Origin of the sequence: Mucilaginibacter sp. PAMB04274, from assembly GCF_039634385.2 — a bacterium.
In the GTDB taxonomy this organism is placed as follows: Bacteria; Bacteroidota; Bacteroidia; order Sphingobacteriales; family Sphingobacteriaceae; genus Mucilaginibacter.
On the sequence record NZ_CP155081.2, the window covers coordinates 2,257,380 to 2,276,739 of the forward strand.

Consider the following 19,360-nt stretch of genomic DNA (forward strand, 5'->3'; position numbering starts at 1 on the left):
AGCTTTTTAAGTTTTTGTTGGTTACCTGATTATTTGTAAGTTCCGTATTTTTTATAGTACTGTTTTTTGGTGTGATGAGCACGATAGTAAGCCCGCTTTCTTTTTTCTTCATTACGACGGTGTTCGTTGCCTATAATGTAACCACCGCCAGCACCAATGGCACCACCTATCAGCGCACCTTTAACATTATGACCTATTAGGGTACCAGCAACCGCACCACCTGCACCACCTATCAAGGCACCTTTAGCTTGCGAGCTCATGCCTTTCTTTTTTTGAGCAAAAGAAACATTAGCAGCGCTAATTATAAAAGTGAATATCAATCCGAATAACAAAATGGTCTTTTTCATAAGTGTGTTTATTAAGTATCTCTTGTATATATGATGCAAACTGTAAGCCAAGGTTTAATTTTAAAGTTGTTTGCACAAAACAGCAGACTATTTTATACCTCAAATAAGTAGTATGGACACGAGTAACCAGCTTTAACTAAAACAGGTTTAGCTACGTTAAATACTTTGATATTGCTATTGTTAATCTGTCCTTCGAGGGTTCCGGCGTGAGCATGCCCATGAAACGCAGCCGCTACATTATTACGTATAAGCGTCTCTGCCAACCGCGATGAACCTAAGAAGGGAAAAATCTCCTCCGGTTCGCCTACTACGGTCGCCTTAATTGGCGAATAGTGTAAAACAGCAATTTTTTTGTCGACCTGATGGTCTGAGTCCAATTTTTGCAAAGCGCGCTCCAAGTGCAAAGCCTCATCTACAGACTCTTGCACATAAGCCTTGTTTGCATCCTCGCCAAACATAGTAAGCAAATAGCGGTCAAATCCGCCGCCAAAGCCTTTTACGCCGGCAAATCCAATACCACCTATAACAATGGCTTCGCCATCAAGCACATGTACATTATGATTTTGTATGGCCTGCCGTATCAATTTATGACGGCCCTTTTCATAGTCATGGTTGCCTAGCACACAAATCACCGGAATAGTGCAGGCCCTAAGCTCGTTAGCTAATATCTGAGCTTCGTCTTCGTCGCCTGTATCGGTAAGGTCGCCGCAAATAAGCAGTACGTCGGCCTTGGTTGATACCTCCTTAAAATAGTCTACCCATTTGCCGTGGTCTGTTTCTTTAACGTGGATGTCGCCAACAGCAGCTATGCGGGTTATTTTATGCTCTTCCATAAAGTATTAAACAGTCTTTATCGTATACGATTTATAGTCCCAGTCTTTTATGTCAACACTGTATTGTGTTTGGTCAATCATCGGGCCACGGCATACTTTTTCCTCAGGCGATGGTAAGTCGAACTGCTCGGCGGCCCGGCGTAGCAACTCATCATACAGCCAGCGAGGCACAATCTCCTGGTAATCGGCCGGATAAACGAACTGGAACATCACTAACTGTGCAAGTAGCAATTGCCAGTGCTGGTCCAGTCTGAACAAAAGATGATGCCAGTCCAAGTTTTTGCCATATTGTACAAGCAGGTGGTTAATATCAGCGCCATCAAAACGTTCGCGGTTCTGAACATATATCTTGCTCCATATCAACTCTTCCGGACCAAGTAATTTCAAATTGCGGTCAAAAAAGCTGGCGTCTACGGCACGTTCAAACCAAGTGTCATCAACCTTACATATATTGTTTACAGTATCAAAAATAAGGTCAATAAAATACTCACCTTTGTAAATTTTGGCCAGCCAGCGCGCATCTGTAAACTGGGTTTCGTAACCACGGTCGCCAAAATATTTTAATATGCGCGGACAGTCAGATGACTTGCAATACACATCAATATCTTTCGTGTCGCGGTATATTCCGCTGTAATGAAATATGGCAAAAGCGCCTCCCAGCAAAAATTCAATTCCGCTATCCTTTAAATGGTCAAGCGCTTCCTGGTAAAAAGCAATCGCTTCTTCGTCTTCGTTAATTCTCATATTTTAGTGTTGGTAGCAAGTTAGCCGGTTAAATTAACGGGCGGTTAACTGTGTGTTACCCTCTACAACTTTAAAACCTATTATTGTGTTTGCAATAGAATCTTCAAAGCGCTAAGTTTTCATTGTATGGTTAAACAAGTATTTCAAAACAGCTTGATTCATTTGGCGTTATGTTATCATACAAGCGCACAAGATACTGTAGATGGATATTTTCAAGGCCGAGAAAGTTAACGCCAGCATAGAGATACAAGAAGAGATTGCACATACACAAGTAAGCTGGCTGTTACAGAAGGTAGCGTGGGTGTCATTGTTTGTCATAGTGGCACTGGTAATTGCCGGGTTATTTGGTGATGGGGCGGCCAGTTATAAATCAGTAAACCAAGGCCACTTTAACGTACAATACGATCAATTATTCAGGTATCAGGCCGAAAAAATGATCAGGATTTCATCAAAAAGCCAAACCATAAAAACGGTTGCCATTGCGCAATCCCTAATGAATTACTTCAAGATTTCGCAAATAATTCCGGAACCAACCCGCAGCTACATCGTGAAAGACAAGCGCGTTTACGAGTTTTATGCAGACCGGAATTTTACGATTGCTTTTTATTTAACCCCAATGGAACACGGGTCTGTTAGCGGTAAAATTGAAGTAAATGATGAGGTGTTCGATATCAAACATTTTATTTATCCATAATACAAAGCAGCAATGGAGTTAGTTATCAGGGGTGTGTTTATGTATTTGTTCTTAATGGTTATAGTACGTGTCATGGGTAAAAGAACCATGGCTCAGGCCAGTACCTTTGATTTCGTACTGTTATTAACCATTAGCCAGGTTACGCAACAGGCTTTAGTTGGAATGGATTACTCATTAACAGGCGCTGTAATTTTAATTATCGTCTTTGTAGCCGTAAATGTTATTTTTTCGGTTATCAAAGGGAAGTGGTCGTTCTTTTCCAAAATGATGGAAGGCACATCGCTCATATTAGTTGATAATGGAAAAATGCTGCCTATACGCATGAAGCATTCGCAGGTTGCGGAGGATGATATTATGCTGGCGGCACGATCTACACATGGCCTGGAACGTGTAGAGGAAATAAAATATGCCGTTTTGGAAAAGGATGGCACCATATCTATTATACCTTACAAGTCTGAAAGCTGATTTGCGCCAGTAGCTTTTAGGTAAGATAATGGAATTTTAAGATAATATTGTGGAATACTTTTTATTGAAATGATAGGTATTTAAATTGGTAAATTGTATAATTGTACATCTGACAATTAAAACCAATTTTCCTGATTTTGAAAAAATACGTCTTACTCTTATTAGCGGGCATGAGCTATAACAGCTTTGCCCAAAAAACGGCAAGTATTACAGTAAGTAATAATTCTAAAGATACCATCAGCCGTCACATTTACGGGCAGTTTGCCGAACACCTAGGCCACGGCATTTACGGCGGTTTTTGGGTTGATAAAAGTTTGCCCGTACAAAAGCAGGATCGTATCCGTTTGGATATTGTTAACGCGCTTAAGAAGATTAAAATCCCAAACCTGCGTTGGCCGGGCGGATGTTTTGCCGATGAATATCATTGGCGCGATGGCATTGGTTTGCGCGCACAACGTCCCAAAATGATTAATACTAATTGGGGCGGGGTAGTAGAAGACAATAGTTTTGGTACGCACGAGTTTCTGGAGCTTTGTAAGTTGCTGGATACAGAGCCCTATATATCAGCCAATGTGGGCAGCGGTACGGTTGAAGAGATGTCGAAGTGGGTGGAGTATTTAAACTTTGACGGTTTAAGTCCGCTCACCACCTTGCGTAAGCAAAACGGGCACCCTGAATCTTACAAAGTAAAGTTTTGGGGAGTTGGTAACGAGAGCTGGGGCTGTGGTGGCAGTATGACTGCAGAACACTACGCCGACGAGTACCGCCGTTATGCTACGTACTCGCGTGATTATCCTAACGCGCGGCTTCGCAAAATAGCTTGTGGCGCTAGCGACGGCGACTACAACTGGACGGAAACCATGATGAAAAATGTTGGTCCGGGTCGTATGTGGGGTTTATCATTACACAGCTACACCTTACCAACTGGAAAGTGGGGCGACAAAGGCCCGGCTACCGGCTTTGGCGAAAAGGAATATTTCAACACCATTAACAATACCTTGCGCATGGAGGAATTTGTTACCAAGCATTCCGCTATTATGGACAAGTACGATCCTAAAAAGCGTGTGGCTTTAGTTGTGGATGAATGGGGTGTATGGACTAATGTTGAACCCGGTACTAACCCAGGCTTCCTGTATCAGCAAAATAGCTTGCGTGACGCACTGGTAGCCGGTACCAATCTTAACATTTTTAATAATCACTGCGATCGTGTAAAGATGGCCAATCTGGCACAAGCAGTAAACGTGCTGCAATCATTAATATTAACCGATAAGGAAAAGATGTTGCTAACACCAACGTATTACATATTTGATATGTATAAAGTACATCAGGATGCAAAATACCTGCCTATACAACTCAATACGCCCGACTACGAGTTTGACGGCAAAAAGCTGCCGGCGGTAAACGTATCTGCTTCGCAGGACAAGGCCGGCAAAATCCATATTACACTGGTGAACCTCGATGCACATAACACTATTGAAGTAAGCACCGAGTTGAAGGATATAATGTGGAAAAATGTAAGCGGACAGGTATTAACTTCTGGCAGCACGGCCGATATAAATACGTTCGCCAAGCCGCTAAACATTGTTCCTAAACAGTTTAATGGTGCAAAACGTAACGGCGACAAACTAGTTGTAAGCCTGCCTGCAAAATCAGTAGTTGCATTGGAGTTGTTTTAAAAATACATACTTTTACAACAAGCCCTGTTTGAGTCATCAAACGGGGCTTTATTTTGGCTATGAATAATATAAAGAGACAACTGCATCAACTATGTGTTGAGGTGGTACAGCAACGAATGAACGCTGCGCAAATGGCGATAGCCGAGGCACAACAAGCAGCTAACGATGACACTAAAAGCAGTGCCGGCGATAAATATGAAACCGGAAGAGAAATGGCGCAGCAGGAGACCAACCGCAACCTTACGCAACTAAACGAGGCCAACAAGTTGATGGTAGCACTTAATCAAATTGGCACCAGCGGCAAATCTGCAACTGCTGAAGCAGGAAGCGTAGTGATAACCAATAACGGCAAATTCTATCTTTCTATCAGCGCTGGTACATTAAATCTAAATAACGAAACTTATTTCGCTATATCACCCGCGTCTCCGATAGGTATAAAGATGAAGGCGTGCAAGAAAGGAGATGAGTTTATTTTAAACGGTAAGTCTTATAAAATAGAAGAGATTATTTAATGCAATGTTCTGAGCCGGAACTACCGGTTCAGAACATTGATTGGTAAGATTACAATTTTACACCCCGCAAAAACTCTTCAACCCCCATACGCTTTTTACCCTCAAGCTGCACATCGGTTACTTGCACATAACCGTCGTTGCAGGCAAATTTAAGATAAGTCTTATTATCAGTTAAATAGCTGGCGGGCTGGCCTTGGGGCTGCACTTGTTCCTTTACACTTTTATAAATTTTAAATACTTTTCCATTAAGTTCGGTATAAGCTGCGGGGTAGGGGCTTAAGCCACGTATAAGGTTGTGTACCTGGTTAACAGGCTGGTTCCATTCTATGCGACAATCTTCTTTGAAAATTTTAGGGGCGTGTTTTAGGTCTTGTCCCTCCACCAGTTGCTCCTGCGGCTGTTCTGTATAACGGCCGCTTTCAATAGCTTTCACTGTTTTTACCAGCAAGCCAGCACCTTTGTTCATCAGCCTGTCGTGATATTCGCCTGCCGTTATTTCATCGTCAATCGTTATTTTTTCTACAAACAGGATATCGCCGGTATCAATCTCCTGTTTCAGAAAAAATGTAGTAACGCCGCTTTCCTTTTCGCCGTTAATGATAGCCCAGTTAATTGGAGCAGCACCGCGGTATTGCGGCAGCAGAGAGGCGTGTAGGTTAATTGTGCCCTTAGGCGGCATATTCCAAACTACTTCTGGCAGCATACGGAAAGCCACTACCACTTGCAAGTCGGCATTCAGCGATTTCAGTTCAGATAAAAAATCCGGATCTTTAAGTTTTACTGGCTGAAGTACTTTCAGGCCTTTTGAAACGGCATATTGTTTCACGGCCGATTCGCTAAGCTTTTGACCACGCCCTGCAGGTTTATCGGGTGCGGTAATAACGCCTGCAATTTCGCTTCCTGCATCAAGCAATGCTTCAAGTGATGCTACAGCAAACTCGGGCGTCCCCATAAAAACTATTCTCATTTTGTGCAGATGTGTATGTTGGATTTTAAGTTATAGGTTCCGGTGTCAAATACTGAGATCAGGCTATAAATCTGATCATGAACATGCTGTTTATTGATATAACAGATATTTTTTTCTTACTTCTTTAAATTTGCTTAATGCCGGCTCCCAACTTTGACGTATTTGTTGTTCCGTTAGGCCGACCTCAATTTGCTTTTGCAGCTTATCGGTACCTGCCAGTCTGGTAAAGTAGGCAATAAAGAACTTCGATTTCTCAGGAAAGTTTTGATAAAAGGATAATAACCATGATAGGTTTAGCTTTTTATCTTCCCGTATTTTACTGGTATCATAATTACGGTAATCAACACCAAAGCACTCCACATTTTTTTGAGGTGGGTTGTCGCTAACTCCTGGTATGCTTACTGGTGTAAAAGAAAAGTTGTACTTTCCTTTAAGCGCCGGGTGGCCTACCACCTGGAAAGGGAACGGGGTACCCCGCCCTAAGCTTAAAGTAGTGCCTTCAAAAAAACAGATGCCTGGATAAAGCAGTATAGACTGTGCTGTGTTTAAATTAGGTGAGGGATTTACGGGTAGCGTATAAGGCAGGTTATGCTGGTAATTAAGCATCTTAACTACCTTTAGTTTGCATTTTATCCGGCCTTTCAACCAGCCCTCGCCGTTTATCATTTGGGCATATTCGGCAATGGTCATACCATGAACCACAGGTATAGGGTGCATGCCCACAAATGATTTAAACGCCGTATCCAGCACCGGTCCGTCAACATAAAAGCCATTGGGATTAGGGCGGTCTAACACCATTAGTTCAATGTTGTTTTCTGCACAAGCTTCCATCACATAATGCAGGGTAGAAATGTAAGTGTAAAAGCGTGCACCTACATCCTGTATATCAAACACCAACAGGTTTATGCCTTTTAAATCGGCGGGGGTAGGCTTATTATTTTTGCCATATAAAGAAACTACCGGAATTTTGGTCTTGGCATCTACCTCATTGGTCACAGTGGCACCGTCACTTGCATTGCCTCTAAAGCCATGCTCCGGGCCGTATATCTTTGTAATTTGTATACCCACCTTTAACAGGCTATCTACTAAAGCAATTTTTTTTGAACCGATAATTGAAGTGGGATTAACCACCATGCCTACCTTTTTACCCTTTAAGTAAGGCAAGTAGAGCTGTGTTTCATTAGCCGCCGGGTTTGCCGCAACGTAGCCACCAGAACCTGCCTTACCTGCAGCCGGTTTTTTTGCTGTATTTGCTAAGTTAGTTGTTAGCGGTTTTTGAGCGCATGTTGGCATCAAATTAATAAATAGCAAACTTATTGCGAGGCTGATGTTTTTAATGTAGGTTATCATAAGTTGTGATGCTTTGCGGTGCAAGGCAGATGCTTAAACATCGGTCTTAAATACGCATATTTGCGAAAGTACAAAAAAACTGTTTGCCTTGAATTTTTCATCTTTTATTGCTTCGCGGCTTACATTCCAAAGCAAGCGCACATTTTCCAAGCTCATTGTGCGCATTGCCATTGTAGGCATTATGCTTGGTTTGGGCGTAATGATACTTTCTATTGCTATTGTTAAGGGCTTTAAACGCGAAATACGCGAAAAAATAAGAGGATTTGCCGGCGATATTCAGGTAACAAAATTTGATAATAATTTCTCTTACGAGAATTCGCCGTTTATGATCGATCCGGCTTTTGCAGCAAAAGCGAAAGCGGACCCCTACATTAAAGGGATTATGCCTTACGCTACCAAACCGGCCATTATAAAAGCCAATGATGAGATTGAAGGCGTTGTATTAAAAGGGGTTGATAAGAGCTATGATTGGAAGATCTTTAAAAACACTCTTGTTGAAGGCAAGGTGATCAACTTTGCCGATTCGGCCGAGGCGCAAAAGCAGATCATGGTGTCCAGTCATACGGCCTCAAGGCTAAAACTCAAAGTTGGAGACGACTTTTTGATGTACTTTATACAGGAACCCATGCGTAAGCGCAAGTTTACCATTGTTGGTATTTTTAATGTAGGGGTAGAAGAGGTTGACAAAACTTTTGTAATTGGCAGCTTGTCGGTAATTCAGCGACTAAACGACTGGACTTACCGCGAAGCAGGTGGTTACGAAATGCAGGTAAAGGATTTTGACCAGCTAACTGAAGCTAATGAAAAATTAAGTGCTTACTTGCCAACTTACCTCCGGTCATATACGGTTGATCAAACTTATCCCACAATATTTGAATGGCTTAGCCTGCTTGATGTAAATACAAGAGTGATGTTGATACTAATGACTATTGTAGCAGTCATTAACATGATATCGGCTTTGTTGATTATGATTTTGGAGCGCACATCCATGATAGGAATGTTCAAAGCATTAGGCGCAACAAACTGGCGTATACAGTCCATTTTTTTATATAACGCCACTTACCTTATTGGGATGGGTTTATTGCTGGGTAATTTATTTGGTTTAGGCTTTAGCTGGTTTCAACACCGTACACACTTCTTAAAGCTCGACCAGGCATCTTACTATATGAATTTTGTACCTATTGAGCTGAGTGCATGGGACGTAATTTGGCTTAACGTGGGTACCCTGGTTATTTGCTTGCTGGTTTTACTGCTACCCTCTATGCTGGTTAGTAAAATATCGCCGGTTAGGGCAATACGCTTTAAGTAAGCTTATTTTTTTGCCCCCTGAAACTTTAGCCTTAGGTTAATGCCACCCGCGCCAAAACGTATTTGCTGCGAGCCCAAGCCACTAAGCGGATAATTAAAAAATGGTTCGATCACCAAACGATTGCTACTGGTAATTTGGTAACCAATTCCCATCGAGATGTTTAACATACGGCCAAAGCCAAACTGCGTGAAGCTTTTTCGGGTGGATGCGTCAGGAATTTCAGGTGAAAATCCTAACACGTTAGCACTGTTATCATATTGATAACGATAGGTTTCAGTAATAAATGTACCTGAACTCAAACCGGCCGATATATAGCTATCCGATTTTTTTGGATTAAATTCATACTTAATATTTACGGGTACATCTAATCCGGTTAAACTCACATTGTATCCTGTTACAACCGGGTCGGGAGCTACTCTTTGACCTACAAAGCCCAGTACCGGTGCTGCAGAAGCGGCCGGGTAGTCACTTGCTTTAGCCCGGCTAACACCTATGGCCTCGTTTAATATGCCCGTTTTAGCCGGTTGGCCGTTATAATTTAAAGTGTTTTTGCCTATGGCTATGCCGGTACTTAATTTGAAGTTGCCTGCCAATTTTATATCAGTAGTGAAACCTGCGCCTGTATTTATTTGGCTTTTGCTGCCTTCGGCGTAATTGAAATACGTAGCAGCATATACACTGTAAAGCACTTTTTTATCGGCGGGTGAATTGTTGTCTTTCGCGTTTTTACCGGCGCCCTTATTTTGCTCATTAGCCAGGTAAACACTCATAGCCGATTTACTTACGTCGGCCGAATCTTTAATATCTACAGCATTTATTTTATTGCTATGCGTTGGCACATTGTTTTGTTGGGCAGCAAGTATGTTGGAGCTTACTGTTTGTAAACTATCCGGCTTTTTAACAGGAACTAAGGCTATTGCCGTATTGGTGGTTTTGTTTAACTGCTTTTCGTTAACTAAGCCTTCATTGTACCGCAGGCTGTTACCGGACACTGGTTGCTGCGCCAATTTATCTGGCTCGTTCAAATGCTTATCCGGTGCAGGAACAGAAGTGGGCGAGGTAGAAAGCTTGTTGCCGTTTGCAAAATTATTACGCTTTACAGGCCCTAAATTGTGTTTTTGCAAATCGGCATATTGTTTTTGTGCTGAATCTTTTGCAGCGGCACGATACTGAGCAATTTCTTCGGGTGTTATGTTCGTCCGTGAAATAGAATCTTTAGTAGTACGTGGCTTGCGTTGTGTTTTAACAAAGCTTTGATCTGCTTTTTGGGGCTCATTATAAAACCATAACCCAAACAGGCATAGTATGAGCAAGGTGGCGGCAGCGCTCCACCATATAGGTGCCATGCGGCGTTTCTTTTCTAATGGAAGCTTTTCGCGCAGCAACTGCCAGCCTGCTTCGGCAGGAGCGGTATCTTCGTAATTGTCAAATACCTCGCTAATGCGTTTCCTCAATTCATTATCCAAAGGCTCACTCATGGTTATGTGCTTCTGTGGTTAATGCCTTTCTTAATTTCTCTTTGGCCCGGCTCAAGTATACTCTTGATGAGCTGGAGGGGATGTTCAACATTTCGGCAATTTCATCATGGTTGTATCCATCAATTTCATACATATTAAATATGGCACGTTGCAGGGTGGGCAAACCATCCATTAGTTTTAAAATATCTTTTGCGTTCAACTCCTGTATAGCTGTATGATTATGACCAATATGGTTGGCATATTCCATATCGGTATGCAGCTGATATTTTAAATCCTTGCGCCGCCTGTCAATAGCTGTATTAATGATAATTCGTCGCAACCAAGCCTTAAATGACCGGTCGGGGTTATAGGTTTTGATGGTGTTAAACACCTTAATAAACGAGTCGTTTACTACTTCCAATGCATCATCCCGACTATCGCAATAGCGTAGCCCAACGCCCATGGCATAGCCATAGAACTGCTTATATAAGCGTTCCTGGTACTTTATGGCGCCTGTAATGCAATGCTGTATCAGTTCATGCTCAGCATTGCTGTTGGGGTCGAGCATTCAGCAATGTATAGTTGACAAGTCTTTACGTGAAAGACTTTTTGTTATTTATTTTTTTAGTTTATAAAGATAGATCAGCGTATCTACCGGATAGGTACTCGCAGCAAATTCTAAATTGGTGCCATTATAAACATACTGATAAAGACCATGCAAATGGTATTTAGGTAAATTTAAACTGTTTGAGCCAATTGGAACAGTGCTGTCGATCCACTCCATATACGATTGGTTATAGTTGAACTTGCCGTTGCTGCCGGCATGTTTGGTGGTGTCACCTGTCACCTTAAAAGTGTTGCTTACCAAATCAAGCACTATCTCTGCTTTTACTGTATCTTTTACCTGAGTGTTAGCGTTTCTATGTATCCTGTAAAACTGACCTGTAAATTTACCTTGAGGCTGTACCACAGGTGTAGTATCGGAGTTGTCTTTCATACAACCCGAGCTGATAAAGATTATACCTGATAATACTTGAAGTAGTATTTTTTTCATAACATTTGCTCGTATATATAGCCATTACGATAAAACATCATGAAGTGTAACACCTGTACTCGAAAATTATAACTGCTTTGCTTCGTTCCAATAAACATCCATTTCGGCCAGGGTCATATCCTGTAACTTTTTGCCCTTGGCAGCAGCCTGGCTTTCCAGGTGCTGAAAACGTTTTATGAACTTCCGGTTGGTTTTTTCGAGTGCATTCTCAGGGTTTATGTTAACAAAGCGGGCGTAATTTATAAGGGAAAAAAGCAGGTCCCCAAACTCGCTTTCGGCACGGTCCTGGTCTATAACGGTGTTGTCCTCTGCGTTATATTCGTTCCGGAACTCGTGCATTTCTTCTTCCACCTTTTCCCAAACCTGGCTTTTGTCCTCCCAATCAAATCCAACGCCGCGGGCTTTTTCTTGTATACGTGCTGCTTTTACTAGTGCGGGCAATGAGGCGGGTACACCACCCAGCACCGATTTATTGCCTTCTTTAAGTTTAATTTGTTCCCAATTGCGCTTTACATCCTCTTCATCATTTACATCTACATCACCATAAATATGCGGGTGGCGGTTAATAAGCTTGTCGCAAATGCCGTTCAGCACGTCGGTTATGGTAAACGAATTTGTTTCGGATGCAATACGTGCATAAAATACCAGGTGTAGCATAATATCACCTAACTCTTTCCTGATCTCATCCATATCGTTACCTAAAATGGCGTCCGACAATTCATAAGTTTCCTCAATGGTAAGATGACGGAGGCTTTCGATTGTTTGTTTTTTATCCCACGGGCAGTTCTCGCGCAAATCATTCATAATCGTGAGCAGGCGGTCGAATGCAGAAAGCGGATTATTAGCGGTATCGGGAGGTGTTATTGGCATAATGCAGTTTTTTACAAAAGTACATATTGCCGGTTAAGATAAGCCTTTGGCAAAGCAATAAAACTCCTGGTATATGAGATAAGCAATTGCTGATTTAAGTAGGAAAAGTTTTTATTTAGGGCTTACGGCCCGTAGCATTTCGCGTTTACCTGGTGCGCCAGGGGCCTTCTCTACTTTAAAGCCTAAGGCTTTGAATTGCCTTTTCAGGTTGCCGGTAATGGCGTAGGTTACAAACACGCCACCGGGCTTTAAAAACTTAATGGTGTGGTCAATTGCCGCCTCATCCCACATTTCGGGCTGATGGATAGCCGCAAAAGCGTCGAAGTAAATAACGTCAAACAGTTGTGTAGTGGAGAAAGTAAGCAGTTGGCTATGCGCTATTTCAAGTACTGTTGAGTTATTAATTGGGACTGCTTCTTTTAATGCTTTAGCGTAATGCGTTTTAAAGCTTTCCCACAGCGCCGGCGATATATACGCATCATAACCGGTATCAGCAATCATGGTTGTACTTAGTGGGTAGGCTTCGATGCCGGTATATTTAAGCGGTATTTGTTCAGCGATGCAAAAATCTGCACTGAGCAAAAAGTTTAACCCGGTACCAAAGCCTACTTCAAGCACTGATGCAACGTTTTTGCCGCTATTGTCTAAAAAATAGCGCAAACCTGAGTTAAGAAACACGTGCTGGCTCTCCTGTAAAGCACCGTGCCGCGAATGATAATTTTCGCCAACTTCGGCATTATAGATTGTCTTGGAGCCATCGGCAGTGGCAACTATAGTAAGATGATCACTCATGCAGTTGTTCTCTAAAGTTTCATAGGTTGTGATGCTTTCGAATAAATAGCTTGGTTAAGTGTTACTAGTAACGCTTCTAAACGCGGTCACGGCCTCACCTAAGTCATAAACCGGCACGGTGGTAATCTTGGCAGCAATAATGCTTTGTGCAGCAGCGGAGCGGTAACCAGCGGCACAATGAACTACTATAGGTTTATCGGCTGGTATTTCATTTAAGCGCTTACGTAGCTCAGGTAAAGGAATGGTAAGCCCGTTTTTAAACAGCAAGCCAGCGTCTATCTCATTCCAGTTACGTGTGTCAATAATAGTATAATTATTGGGGTTGGCTTTAAAATCACCTAAATCTAATTCGGGAGAGGTCTCAACAGCTGCAGCCGGCGTGATTAAAGCGCCTTTTATTTGCTGTTCGTAACCAATTTTGGCTGCCCGGCTTAATGCTGCATCCAGCTTTGCTTCGTCAGCAGCAATGAGGTAGAAAGGTTCTTTTGGTTCAATCACTGCGCCCAGCCAGGTTTCAAATTTGCCTTGTAATTGAAGGTTTATTGCATTTTTGATATGACCTTTATTAAAATCGGCCTTGTTGCGCGTGTCCACAACCAGCACTCCTGTATCCAGATCTGTGTCAGGCATTAATTTCGGCACATTCGCTAAACTTTGTGCGTATGCAGGTGCTCCGGTCTTATTCAGCTCTACATCGTACCCAAAATACAGGGGCATAAAAGGCTGATCTGCAATTAGGTCATTAACAAATTTCAATTCATCCATCAACTGCAAGGCAGAATTCTCCCGCAGCTCACGTCCAATAGTGCTTTGCAAGTCCTGACTCATGCTTTTACCACACAATGAACCCGGACCGTGGGCCGGATATACTACTACCTGCTTAGGTAGTTTCATTAGCTTTTGGCGGGTAGTGCGGTACATCTGCCGGGCTAAATCCTCTTTTTTAGCGGTGATATTGCCAGCTTCTTCGCGCAGGTCGGGTCTGCCAACATCGCCTACAAACAAGGTGTCGCCACTGAACAGGGTAGTGGTCTGGCCGTTCTCATCCTCTACCAGAACGCAAATAGAATCGGGTGAGTGACCGGGCGTATTCAATGCCCTTAATTTGATATCGGCCAGCGTTATTTCATCGCCTTCATCAAATGTTTGGTGCGGATAAGTTGCGCCCAACAAGTGACTTACATATATGGTAGCTCCGGTAGTTTCGTGTATCTCTAAGTGAGAGCTTACGAAATCGGCGTGAGGATGCGTTTCAATCACGCCTACAACATCAGCTTCATGCAGTTCCGCAAAATCATAATACGGCTGCGGATTGCGCGCCGGATCAATAACAATTACCTGGCCGGCACGCAAAATAGCATAAGACGCATGCGCAAGGTCGGTGTCGTAAAATTGATGTATCAGCATAGGTGCGCAAAGATAAGTTTTACAAGTAATTATGAAATATGCAAGACTAATGGTTTGGTCAGCAGAGTGCCATGATATGTGGCAGTTGTGCGGCAGTTTAAAAAAACAGGCGTAACCATGCACACACAATGGCTGGTTTTGCGTTTATGAATAGAATTTATTTAAAGGCCACGCCGCACATTTCTTCCGTTCGGCTTAGATGATTTCGGCTTTAATTATTGAAGAAAATGACTAAATACATTGCTATAACCCTCAGCCTTGCCGCTTTATTGTTCTCATCGTGCAGTCAAAAAATGAAGATGGTAAAAACACCCAAAGCCGATTCATTAGCGGTTGAAGCCGTTTGGAAACAATATGTAAAGGCTTTGTCTGGCAAAAATGCGGGCACATTAAAGCGGTTGTCGTTAAAACAGGTGTATTGCCAGCCATGCGCCATTCAGGCCGGTACAGGAGACCTGGTAAGTGCCGATGCTTTTGTTAAAAATATTCTGGCCAGTTTGCCCAAAACCCAATTGTGGACCGCCATCAAAACCTCGCGACACTTAATTGTAACCGAAAAAATAAAGAATTACAAGCCGCTTAATATAAACGTAAACGACGAGATACTGGACGTGTATGACATTTGGTATGTAACTAATAAGCCCGGAAAAGTTAAAGGGTATGAAAGCCAGCGTTATGCTTTTCAGTTTGTAAAAGATAGGGGACAGTATAAATTTTTTGGTTTGACTGCTGTGCAATAGACCGTTACAGGTAAGGTTATCACTAATGTGCGAGGCAAAGTTTGCACGCGTAGTTTAACTAATTTGCGGGCAATGGCAGTTTTGTTTATCAAGAGCTGCTTGTTTCTTTAAGACAATAGATCTTCTTGGAAAATTATTTTCAAGCTAACATTATTAGCATCATTTATTTTTTTAATTTTGATGTAAGATGTATGCGATTGTTGATATTGAGACCACGGGCGGGCATGCCAGCGCTAACGGTATAACCGAAATAGCTATTTGTATTCATGATGGTAATGAGGTAGTGCAACGTTATGAAACACTGGTTAACCCTGGTAAGGATATTCCGGTATACATACAAGCCCTAACAGGTATCAGCAATGAGATGGTGCAACAGGCACCTTATTTTAAGGATGTAGCTTACGACATTTACAACCTGTTACAAGGCCAGATATTTGTGGCCCATAACGTCAACTTCGATTATTCATTTGTAAAATACCACCTGGGTGCAGCCGGGTACGATTTGCAGTGCAACAAACTGTGCACCGTTCGTTTAAGCCGCAAAATTATGCCGGGTATGCCATCGTACAGCCTGGGTAAGTTATGCCATCATATTGGTATTGGCAACTCGGCCCGCCACCGTGCAGCCGGGGATGCGGACGCTACCGCTGAGTTGTTCACTATGTTGCTCAACAGCGATAAAGACAATCATATTCCTGAAGCGCTTAAGCAGCGCTCGAAAGAACAGGTATTGCCTCCTAACCTGCATCGCCGGTTCATCGAAAAGCTACCACCAACACCGGGTGTTTACTACTTTCATGATAATAAGGGTAAAGTTGTGTACGTGGGTAAGGCAGTAAATATTAAAAAGAGGGTGGCCGGTCATTTTAGTGGCAACAACTCTGGCGCTCAGCGGCAGGAGTTTATGCGCAATATACACCAAATCAGTTATCAGGAGTGCGGCACAGAGCTTATGGCATTGCTAACAGAGGCTGTTGAAATTAAGCGTCTGTGGCCCAAATTTAACCGTTCGCAAAAGAAGCTGGAATTTAACTTTGGTTTATACACCTATGAAGACCAGCGTGGTTACCTGCGTATGGCTGTCGATAAACGTAGGAAATACTCCACCCCGGTACACACCTGCAGCTCGCTGCTCGAAGGGCATAATATCATGCTTAAGCTGATTGAAACCTACCAACTGTGTCCTAAGTTTTGCTTTATTCAAAAAAATAATGACACCTGTACCGGAGCGGGGCAAGAATATTGTGCTTGTACCGGCCATGAAAGTGCAGAAGCCTACAATTATAAAATTCAGCAAGCTATTGAAGGCTTAAAACAAGCCTTGCCAACATTTGCCATTAGAGACGAAGGCCGCACCAATGATGAGCACAGCTGTATATTAATAGAAAAAGGCCGGTTGTATGGGATGGGCTATATTTCACATTACTTTGATGCCAACAACATATCTCAGTTAAAAAATTACTTAACTCCATACCCGGGCAATGACTATATGCACAACATGATCATCAACCATGCCGACCGCTATCCATGGAAAAAGGTAGATTTTGCTGAGATTGCCCGGATGGCTTAATTGAGAGATTATTTTTCATGGCAACGCCATTTTTTGATTAGGGATACATACTAATCAATAAACCACAAGGCAACTACCATTTAGTCTGTTAACAGCTTCTTTTTATAAACAGCTTATTTTTAAAATTGCTGAAAGTACCCTTTAAGTACTGAAACAAGCGTAAGTATTTACATTTGTAATAAAACCCTCACAACTGTTTGCAAATGCCCAAAATTGCTTACATTTAGCACTCGATATTGATTAAAAATGAAATTGAATTTTAGTAATTTAATGCTTGCAGCAGCAGTTTGCCTATCGGCTAATGCCTATGCTGCGGATGGCGGTAAAACCGGCAAAGTTAAGCCGACCCCGCCGAGAAAGTTTATTGATCCTGCCAACATTGACCCATCGGTTAAACCTGGCGACGACTTTTTTGAGTACGCCAATGGCGGCTGGCTAAAGAGTAACACCATCCCTGCTAAAGAAACCCGCTGGGGGAGCTTCAACATTCTGAATGATGATAACAAAAAGAAATTACAAGCCATTGTTCAGGAAGTAAGTAAAACATCAGCTACAGCGCCTAAGGGCAGCATCAAACAACGTGTTGGCGATATGTACGCTAGTGCTATGGATACAATGGCTATCGAAAAACGTGGCTATGATCCTATCAAAGCCGATTTGAAACGCATTGATGCTATTGCAGACATCAACGGTGTTGTGAACGAGATTGTTTATGAGCGTGCTAATGCCATTGGTAGTCCGTTGTTTAGCTTTGGCATACGTCAGGATCCTAAAAATGTGAGCAAATACGTAGTTGGCTTAGGTCAGGGTGGTACAAGTTTACCAGATCGCGACTATTACTTAAAGTCTGATCCACGTACTAAACGCATACAGGATGCTTACAAACAATATATAGTTGATCTGTATACCTTAACCGGTAGCAGCGCAGAGGTTGCCGCCAAAAATGCCGCTACAATTTTTGCTTTAGAAACCAAGTTGGCCGAAGCACAAATGACCCGTGTAGCCATGCGCGATCCAAACAAAACTTACAATAAGTTTGCCATTGCTGATCTGAGCAAAACTACACCTCACTTAAATTGGGCGCAATTACTGCCTAAGCTAAAGGTGAATGGCCAGGATACTGTATTGGTTTCTTCTCCGTCTTTTTTAACTGCAGCTGATGGTTTATTGGCATCTACCCCTGTTGAAGATTGGAAAACGTATTTAAAATGGGGCATTTTACGCGGTTCAGCTGGTTCATTAAGCTCTCCGTTCGTACAATCTCAATTTAAATTCAGCAGTGTATTAAGCGGACAGCAGGTACAAGCGCCACGCTACGAGCGCATGACATCGTTAGTTGATGGCAGTTTAGGCGAATTACTTGGTCAGCTTTACGTAGAGAAATACTTTACGCCACAAGCTAAAGCTTCAATGCTGGCTTTGGTAAATAACCTTAAATCTACATTGGGCGATCGTATTAAGCGCCTGGAGTGGATGACGCCTGAGACCAAACAGCGTGCGTTGCGCAAGCTAAACGCTTTTACTGTTAAGATTGGCTATACCGATAAATGGGAAACTTACGCTGGTTTAACGGTTGACCGTAGTGATTACTTTGGCAACCTGCGCCGCGTAAGCACCTGGAGTTATAATGATATGGTTGGTCGTTTAGGCAAACCAGTTGACAAAACTGAGTGGGGTATGACGCCTCCAACGGTTAATGCTTACTATAATCCGGTAAATAACGAGATTGTGTTCCCTGCTGGTATTTTGCAGTTCCCTTTTTATGACTTCAAAGCTGATGATGCTGTAAATTACGGTGGTATTGGCGCGGTTATAGGCCACGAGATGACGCATGGTTTCGATGATCAAGGCCGCCAGTATGATGCTGACGGAACTTTGCGCGACTGGTGGAAGAAAGACGATGCCGATAAGTTTAAATCCCGTGCTGACATGGTGGTAAATCAGTTTAACAATTTTGTGGCTGTGGATACCATGCATGTAAATGGCAAACTGACACTGGGTGAAAACCTTGCTGATTTAGGCGGTATCAATATTGCTTACGAGGCATTTAAGAAAACAAAACAAGGTCAGTCAAACACAAAAATAGATGGCTTTACGCCAGACCAACGCTTCTTCCTGTCATACGCGCAGGTGTGGAGAGGCTTACAACGTCCGGAGGCATTGGCGTTGCAGGTGCAAACGGACCCACACTCACCTGGGCAGTTCCGTACCAATGCGCCTATTACTAACGTAGATGCCTGGTATAAAGCATTTAACGTACAACCCGGCGATAAAATGTATAAAAAACCTGAGGATCGCATCAGGATTTGGTAAGGTTAAAAAGCCAACCATTTTAATATTTGTTCAAGCCCTGCTTTATATGAAGCAGGGCTTTTTTATGGTCGAAAACCAAATAACAAGATTACTTGATAAGAGTAAGTTAGCCGTTGTAGTGCAGGAGTGTTTCACAAGAGAGGCCTCACGAATGAACCGGAACGGACAAGGCTAAGGGTTGGCGTGAAGTTAGTTTTATCAAATCAAGATGCAGCATCCGGACTGTTATATTTAACCCAACACAAAGATTCACGAACTAC

19 protein-coding genes are annotated in these 19,360 nt (G+C 42.6%); 8 read left to right on the forward strand and 11 right to left on the reverse strand.

The genetic code is table 11. The features are described 5' to 3' along the window. Positions 1–29: 29 nt before the first annotated feature. From ABDD95_RS09530 to ABDD95_RS09540, 3 genes are all read right to left on the reverse strand, one after another. Positions 30–347, reverse strand: a complete 318-nt coding sequence (locus ABDD95_RS09530; RefSeq protein ID WP_345951655.1) for a glycine zipper domain-containing protein — start codon at positions 345–347, stop codon at positions 30–32. Positions 348–439: 92 nt separating this feature from the next. After that, positions 440–1,180 carry a metallophosphoesterase gene (locus tag ABDD95_RS09535; protein ID WP_345951656.1) on the reverse strand — a complete coding sequence of 247 codons (741 nt, stop codon included), beginning with the start codon at positions 1,178–1,180 and terminating at the stop codon, positions 440–442. A 6-nt stretch (positions 1,181–1,186) separates the two neighbouring features. Further along, entirely contained in the window at positions 1,187–1,924 is a 738-nt protein-coding gene (locus tag ABDD95_RS09540) for a nucleotidyltransferase (RefSeq protein WP_345951657.1), read from the reverse strand. 202 nt (positions 1,925–2,126) lie between these two features. Between ABDD95_RS09540 and ABDD95_RS09545 the strand changes: the two genes are divergently transcribed. From ABDD95_RS09545 to ABDD95_RS09560, 4 genes are all read left to right on the forward strand, one after another. Beyond that, complete coding sequence (locus tag ABDD95_RS09545; RefSeq protein ID WP_345951658.1) at positions 2,127–2,618, forward strand: hypothetical protein; 492 nt, start codon at positions 2,127–2,129, stop codon at positions 2,616–2,618. Positions 2,619–2,630: 12 nt separating this feature from the next. Beyond that, complete coding sequence (locus ABDD95_RS09550; protein ID WP_345951659.1) at positions 2,631–3,083, forward strand: YetF domain-containing protein; 453 nt, start codon at positions 2,631–2,633, stop codon at positions 3,081–3,083. Between the two features lie 137 nt (positions 3,084–3,220). Then, a complete protein-coding gene (locus ABDD95_RS09555) occupies positions 3,221–4,759 on the forward strand; it encodes an alpha-L-arabinofuranosidase C-terminal domain-containing protein (protein WP_345951660.1) in 1,539 nt (512 codons plus the stop codon). 59 nt (positions 4,760–4,818) lie between these two features. Then, on the forward strand, positions 4,819–5,271 hold the full coding sequence (locus ABDD95_RS09560) for a 3-oxoacyl-ACP synthase (RefSeq protein ID WP_345951661.1): 453 nt from the start codon (positions 4,819–4,821) through the stop codon (positions 5,269–5,271). Positions 5,272–5,320: 49 nt separating this feature from the next. Here the strand turns inward: ABDD95_RS09560 and fmt are convergent, their stop codons facing one another. Continuing rightward, positions 5,321–6,238, reverse strand: a complete 918-nt coding sequence (gene fmt / locus ABDD95_RS09565) for a methionyl-tRNA formyltransferase (protein WP_345951662.1) — start codon at positions 6,236–6,238, stop codon at positions 5,321–5,323. A 90-nt stretch (positions 6,239–6,328) separates the two neighbouring features. Continuing rightward, on the reverse strand, positions 6,329–7,531 hold the full coding sequence (locus ABDD95_RS09570) for a DUF1343 domain-containing protein (RefSeq protein ID WP_345951663.1): 1,203 nt from the start codon (positions 7,529–7,531) through the stop codon (positions 6,329–6,331). A 145-nt stretch (positions 7,532–7,676) separates the two neighbouring features. Between ABDD95_RS09570 and ABDD95_RS09575 the strand changes: the two genes are divergently transcribed. Continuing rightward, entirely contained in the window at positions 7,677–8,897 is a 1,221-nt protein-coding gene (locus ABDD95_RS09575; protein ID WP_345951664.1) for an FtsX-like permease family protein, read from the forward strand. 2 nt (positions 8,898–8,899) lie between these two features. On the opposite strand, the gene ABDD95_RS09580 is transcribed toward ABDD95_RS09575, so the two are convergent. The 6 genes from ABDD95_RS09580 to ABDD95_RS09605 all read right to left on the reverse strand — a co-directional run bounded on the left by ABDD95_RS09580 (position 8,900) and on the right by ABDD95_RS09605 (position 14,477). Continuing rightward, positions 8,900–10,375 carry a hypothetical protein gene (locus tag ABDD95_RS09580; protein ID WP_345951665.1) on the reverse strand — a complete coding sequence of 492 codons (1,476 nt, stop codon included), beginning with the start codon at positions 10,373–10,375 and terminating at the stop codon, positions 8,900–8,902. Next, positions 10,368–10,922, reverse strand: coding sequence for an RNA polymerase sigma factor (locus ABDD95_RS09585; RefSeq protein ID WP_345951666.1), 555 nt, complete (start codon positions 10,920–10,922; stop codon positions 10,368–10,370). The genes ABDD95_RS09580 and ABDD95_RS09585 overlap by 8 nt, the downstream gene beginning before the upstream one ends. Before the next feature lie 48 nt (positions 10,923–10,970). Next, entirely contained in the window at positions 10,971–11,351 is a 381-nt protein-coding gene (locus ABDD95_RS09590) for a hypothetical protein (protein ID WP_345951667.1), read from the reverse strand. Positions 11,352–11,474: 123 nt separating this feature from the next. Then, entirely contained in the window at positions 11,475–12,278 is an 804-nt protein-coding gene (gene mazG, locus ABDD95_RS09595; RefSeq protein WP_345951668.1) for a nucleoside triphosphate pyrophosphohydrolase, read from the reverse strand. A gap of 111 nt (positions 12,279–12,389) precedes the next feature. Next, complete coding sequence (mnmD, locus tag ABDD95_RS09600; RefSeq protein ID WP_345951669.1) at positions 12,390–13,070, reverse strand: tRNA (5-methylaminomethyl-2-thiouridine)(34)-methyltransferase MnmD; 681 nt, start codon at positions 13,068–13,070, stop codon at positions 12,390–12,392. A 54-nt stretch (positions 13,071–13,124) separates the two neighbouring features. Beyond that, a complete protein-coding gene (locus ABDD95_RS09605) occupies positions 13,125–14,477 on the reverse strand; it encodes a rhodanese-like domain-containing protein (protein ID WP_345951670.1) in 1,353 nt (450 codons plus the stop codon). A gap of 227 nt (positions 14,478–14,704) precedes the next feature. Here ABDD95_RS09605 and ABDD95_RS09610 point away from each other — a divergent pair, with 227 nt between their 5' ends. The 3 genes from ABDD95_RS09610 to ABDD95_RS09620 all read left to right on the forward strand — a co-directional run bounded on the left by ABDD95_RS09610 (position 14,705) and on the right by ABDD95_RS09620 (position 19,100). Further along, complete coding sequence (locus ABDD95_RS09610) at positions 14,705–15,217, forward strand: hypothetical protein (RefSeq protein ID WP_345951671.1); 513 nt, start codon at positions 14,705–14,707, stop codon at positions 15,215–15,217. A gap of 187 nt (positions 15,218–15,404) precedes the next feature. Then, positions 15,405–16,787 carry an exonuclease domain-containing protein gene (locus tag ABDD95_RS09615; protein ID WP_345951672.1) on the forward strand — a complete coding sequence of 461 codons (1,383 nt, stop codon included), beginning with the start codon at positions 15,405–15,407 and terminating at the stop codon, positions 16,785–16,787. Between the two features lie 246 nt (positions 16,788–17,033). Next, entirely contained in the window at positions 17,034–19,100 is a 2,067-nt protein-coding gene (locus tag ABDD95_RS09620; protein ID WP_345951673.1) for a M13 family metallopeptidase, read from the forward strand. The last annotated feature ends 260 nt before the right edge of the window (positions 19,101–19,360 follow it).

Bases quoted from the DNA above. Each gene is read 5' to 3' on its own strand.
- ABDD95_RS09530 (WP_345951655.1), bottom strand. From the start codon at position 347: ATGAAAAAGACCATTTTGTTATTCGGATTGATATTCACTTTTATAATT.
- ABDD95_RS09535 (WP_345951656.1), bottom strand. From the start codon at position 1,180: ATGGAAGAGCATAAAATAACCCGCATAGCTGCTGTTGGCGACATCCAC.
- ABDD95_RS09540 (WP_345951657.1), bottom strand. From the start codon at position 1,924: ATGAGAATTAACGAAGACGAAGAAGCGATTGCTTTTTACCAGGAAGCG.
- ABDD95_RS09545 (WP_345951658.1), top strand. From the start codon at position 2,127: ATGGATATTTTCAAGGCCGAGAAAGTTAACGCCAGCATAGAGATACAA.
- ABDD95_RS09550 (WP_345951659.1), top strand. From the start codon at position 2,631: ATGGAGTTAGTTATCAGGGGTGTGTTTATGTATTTGTTCTTAATGGTT.
- ABDD95_RS09560 (WP_345951661.1), top strand. From the start codon at position 4,819: ATGAATAATATAAAGAGACAACTGCATCAACTATGTGTTGAGGTGGTA.
- fmt (WP_345951662.1), bottom strand. From the start codon at position 6,238: ATGAGAATAGTTTTTATGGGGACGCCCGAGTTTGCTGTAGCATCACTT.
- ABDD95_RS09570 (WP_345951663.1), bottom strand. From the start codon at position 7,531: ATGCCAACATGCGCTCAAAAACCGCTAACAACTAACTTAGCAAATACA.
- ABDD95_RS09580 (WP_345951665.1), bottom strand. From the start codon at position 10,375: ATGAGTGAGCCTTTGGATAATGAATTGAGGAAACGCATTAGCGAGGTA.
- ABDD95_RS09585 (WP_345951666.1), bottom strand. From the start codon at position 10,922: ATGCTCGACCCCAACAGCAATGCTGAGCATGAACTGATACAGCATTGC.
- ABDD95_RS09590 (WP_345951667.1), bottom strand. From the start codon at position 11,351: ATGAAAGACAACTCCGATACTACACCTGTGGTACAGCCTCAAGGTAAA.
- mazG (WP_345951668.1), bottom strand. From the start codon at position 12,278: ATGCCAATAACACCTCCCGATACCGCTAATAATCCGCTTTCTGCATTC.
- mnmD (WP_345951669.1), bottom strand. From the start codon at position 13,070: ATGAGTGATCATCTTACTATAGTTGCCACTGCCGATGGCTCCAAGACA.
- ABDD95_RS09605 (WP_345951670.1), bottom strand. From the start codon at position 14,477: ATGCTGATACATCAATTTTACGACACCGACCTTGCGCATGCGTCTTAT.
- ABDD95_RS09610 (WP_345951671.1), top strand. From the start codon at position 14,705: ATGACTAAATACATTGCTATAACCCTCAGCCTTGCCGCTTTATTGTTC.
- ABDD95_RS09615 (WP_345951672.1), top strand. From the start codon at position 15,405: ATGTATGCGATTGTTGATATTGAGACCACGGGCGGGCATGCCAGCGCT.
- ABDD95_RS09620 (WP_345951673.1), top strand. From the start codon at position 17,034: ATGAAATTGAATTTTAGTAATTTAATGCTTGCAGCAGCAGTTTGCCTA.